5 protein-coding genes are annotated in these 3548 nt (G+C 70.2%); all 5 read right to left on the minus strand.

Features of this window, described 5'->3' with window-relative positions:
* Positions 1–370 (minus strand): ESX secretion-associated protein EspG (locus ACWF82_RS34315; RefSeq protein ID WP_452507720.1); only part of this gene is annotated, 370 nt, incomplete at its 3' end.
* Positions 367–1497 carry a PPE family protein gene (locus tag ACWF82_RS34320; RefSeq protein WP_452507721.1) on the minus strand — a complete coding sequence of 377 codons (1131 nt, stop codon included), beginning with the start codon at positions 1495–1497 and terminating at the stop codon, positions 367–369. The genes ACWF82_RS34320 and ACWF82_RS34315, both read right to left, overlap by 4 nt.
* 46 nt (positions 1498–1543) lie before the next feature.
* Positions 1544–1855 (minus strand): PE family protein, encoded by a 312-nt coding sequence (locus tag ACWF82_RS34325; RefSeq protein WP_218717458.1) that lies wholly within the window; start codon positions 1853–1855, stop codon positions 1544–1546.
* A 110-nt stretch (positions 1856–1965) separates the two neighbouring features.
* Complete coding sequence (locus ACWF82_RS34330; RefSeq protein WP_452507723.1) at positions 1966–2304, minus strand: metallopeptidase family protein; 339 nt, start codon at positions 2302–2304, stop codon at positions 1966–1968.
* 14 nt (positions 2305–2318) lie between these two features.
* A complete protein-coding gene (locus tag ACWF82_RS34335; RefSeq protein ID WP_452507722.1) occupies positions 2319–3389 on the minus strand; it encodes a septum formation family protein in 1071 nt (356 codons plus the stop codon).
* Between the last annotated feature and the right edge of the window lie 159 nt (positions 3390–3548).

Below are 3548 nucleotides of genomic sequence, written 5' to 3' on the forward strand. Positions count from 1 at the left end.
CGTAGGACTCCGGCCCGCGCAGGGCGACGACCGCGCGGTCGTCGCCCTGCGCCAGACAGAACCGGTTCACGTGGCCCTGGACCACCCACCGCAGCGCGATGATCCACTGCGGCCGGTAGAGCACCCGCAGGCGCTCGGCCAGCTCGGGCGCCACCACCTCACCGAACAGCAGTTCGCGTTCGGTGAGGGCGGCCTCGGCGGCCTTCATGGCCGCGTCGTGCGCCGCGAGGTGGTCGTAGCGGCCCATGGCGTCGAGCACCACCGGCATCTCGTCGAACTGCAGCTTCTCCAGGAGGAACTGCATGTCGTCGAGCGAGAGCACGACGGCCTCGAGCAGTGATCCCCCGCTGCCCCCGCCGAGAACCGTCACTTGGCCGTTCCGGCGAGGTCGGCGCCGATCACGCCTTCGGCGGTGTAGCGGCCGTCGGTGAAGGCCTCGTTCGACTGGCCGTAGTCGATGGCGTCGTGCTCGTCGTCGTCCTCGCCGTTGGTCCGGTTGCCGAGCAGCGGGTTGGCCCCGGTGCCGGTGTTGCGCACGGGCGCGCTGTCGACGCGGGACACGACCGACTCGCCGACCGGAGCGGCCGCGGGCGCGCTGGCCGCCGGAGCGCCCCAGCCCTCGGGCATCTTGAGCTGGCCAGGGGCGAGCGAGACACCGCCGAGACCGGCCGCCGAGGTGGCGACGCCCGCCGCGGCACCGGCAGCGCCGACGCCGGCCATGGCGGGAACCGCGGCGGTGGCGGCCGCGGGCATGGTCGCCGTGGTGGCGGCCGAGATGGCGGAGGCGCCGAGGTTGCCGACCGTGCCGACACCGCTGCTGACGACACCACCGGCGACATTGGCCGCCTGGGTGGCCGCGCTGACGACACCGGGGTTGGTGACGAAGGCCTGGGCCGCGGCGACCGCGGTGGCCACCGGGTCACCACCGAAATCGCCCTGGGCCGCGGTGCCAGCACCGCTGGCGATCGTCGGCGGCATCGAGAACTCGCCGGGGGTGGTGACGGTGGCCGTGGTGGCGGCCTCGTAGGTCTCCATCACCAGCGCGGCGCGGATGTCCATGGCGTGGCGAACGACCTCGGCGGCCTCGAACGCGCCGGAGACGACACCGGGCGGGTTGGCCGACGCGGCGACCGCGGTGTTGGTCGCGGCGATCTCGGGCAGGCTCGGCATCGCGAGCGAGGCAACGGTGTAGGCGGTGGCGTTGGCCGTGGCCTTGGCGCTCATCGCCGCGGCCATGATGCCCTGCTGGCCCGCCCAGGCGCCGAAGGGCGCGAGCTTGGCGAGCACGGCGAGGCCGTTGATGCCCTGCAAGCCGACACCGACCTCGGCGATCACGCGCGTCACGGTGAAGGTGGCATCGCCCCAGGCGGCGGCCAGCGTGCCCCACGACGTGGCCGCGGCCGAGATCGGAATCGCGTGTGCGCCCGCGTTGAGCGTGGTCGAGTTGACTTCTGCCATGCGCGGCAACCAGAAGACCCCGGTGATCCCTGCGGTCATGCTTGTTTCTCCCCTGAATGAATGATCGTCGACGGATCGGGTACGACTAGATCTGGATCGCGGTGATCGCCGCGCCCTGGGCGATGTCCTCGCCGATGTTGGTGACCAGCTGCGAGCGCAGGGTCGCGGCCGCGTGGTGCAGTTCGAGGATGCCCTGGGCGACAGAGCTGTCGTGCGTGGCGGCTGCCCGGTTGAAGTGCGACGCCGCGAGCAGCGACACCTCTTCGGCTCCCGAGGGGAGCACGTGCGTGGTTGGTCCGGCCAGGCCTGCGGCCACGGCGAGCCGCTCGGCGAGCAGATCCAGCTCGGCGGCTGCGGCGAGGACGATTTCAGGTGTGACGAGAACGTGTCCGACCATGACCCGACTCCTTCTGGTGGCGACTAACGGGAACCACGAGAATTCCCCCTACGAGTGATAGGACGCGAGAGCGGGTCGTTCGGTTCCATCGATTCCCCACCCATTTTTCGCTAGCCCCATCCCAACTCATGCAACCGGTCGTCGTCAATCCCGAAATAGTGTGCTATTTCATGGATCACGGTGATCGCTACTTCCTCGACCACCTCGTCGTCGGTGTTGCAGATGTCGAGAATAGCCTCTCGATAGATGGTCACGGTATCCGGAAGCGAACCGGCGTAGTAGCTGTCGCGATCGGTCAGCGCGATCCCGTGATACAGCCCGAGCAGCGAGGGTTCCTCGTCGTTCCTCGCCTCGACCAGCACGACGACATTGTCGATGGCCCCGGCCAGCTCGGGCGGGATCAGGTCGAGCGCGTCGCCGACCAGCTCCTCGAACCGCGCCGGCGACATGCTGGCAGGCCCGGTCACCGCGGCTTCGGCTGCGGCGGCAGCGGTGCGGCGCCCGGCAGCGGCGCCGGGGTGGAGCGGCCGGTGTTCGGCGGCGGCACCGGTGCCTGCCCGTCGATCAGGATCTCGCCGCGCGCCGAACCGACGATCGGCGCGAAACCCTCACTGTCGGCGCCCTTTCCGAGCCAGCAATCCAGTTTGTGACTGCCGGCAAGCCAACTGGTCGGTTCCAGATAGTCGAAGAACAGCGTCAGCGTCTTGTTCCGAATGGCGTCCGGGCTGCCGAGATAGTCGGTGGAGAGCCGGTTGCATTCGGCCTCGACGTACTTGTCCTGATCGGCTTCCGACGGCGGCCCGCCGGAGAAGTTGGCCGCCAGGTCGACGGTGCCGACGATCTCGACCGAGTGCGGCTGCGCGCAGTCGACCGGATCGGTCGGCAGGTTCTGGTTGATGCCGAGGCAGGTGCCGGTCGCGTGCACCTTCGACTGGTCCTGACCCACGATGCCGCCCGTCGCGGCCGGGCTCGCCGAGGTGCCAGCCACCTGCAATCCGCAGCGCAGCGTCCGGTCGCCGTGCTGCCAGCCCGCCGGGCTCGGCGACATCACGTTGACCATGTACCGCCCGCGCGGATCGAAGCGCCCGCCCAGGTACCGCTGCACCGCCGGAACGCAGTGCTCGTCCCTGAGCTCGGTCATCCGGAGCGAGTCGGGGTGCCTGGTGCCGCCCGCGAACTCGCGACCGGGGTAGGCACCGAGATCGACGACCCCGGCCACCTCGAACAGGTGCTTGTCCTCGCAGTTCACCTTCACCAGATCGCTGCGGTCGGCCTTGGTCCAGCTCAGGCAGTCGCCCTCGTTCGCGCTGCTGAACTCCTTGTCCCTGACCACCGGCGCCGACCCGGGCTGATGCGCCTCCAGGCCCGTGTCGCTCTCGAACCCGGTGACCACCATGGTGACCATCGCCGCGATCACCGCGCCAAGCGCGCCGATCAGCAGCCCCCACCGCAGTTTGTTCGCGGACAGGTGCAGCGAATCGGCGGCACGGCGCTGCGCCCGTCCCTTGGCTGGTTCACTCTGCTGTTCAGACATCGCGGTCCATCATGGCAGAGCCTTCGGAGCGCCGGGCGCGCTCGAGTTCGCGGCCCCTTGTGTCCCGCCGGTCAGGCACCGTTGCTTGCTCCTTCGTCGCCTACGCAACCGGGCCAGCACGGCGGGTCGGCCGCGAACCCGCGCGGCGGGGCGGCCCCC

This window comes from Nocardia sp. NPDC055053, from assembly GCF_053608285.1.

Bases quoted from the DNA above. Each gene is read 5' to 3' on its own strand.
- ACWF82_RS34320 (WP_452507721.1), bottom strand. From the start codon at position 1,497: ATGACCGCAGGGATCACCGGGGTCTTCTGGTTGCCGCGCATGGCAGAA.
- ACWF82_RS34325 (WP_218717458.1), bottom strand. From the start codon at position 1,855: ATGGTCGGACACGTTCTCGTCACACCTGAAATCGTCCTCGCCGCAGCC.
- ACWF82_RS34330 (WP_452507723.1), bottom strand. From the start codon at position 2,304: ATGTCGCCGGCGCGGTTCGAGGAGCTGGTCGGCGACGCGCTCGACCTG.
- ACWF82_RS34335 (WP_452507722.1), bottom strand. From the start codon at position 3,389: ATGTCTGAACAGCAGAGTGAACCAGCCAAGGGACGGGCGCAGCGCCGT.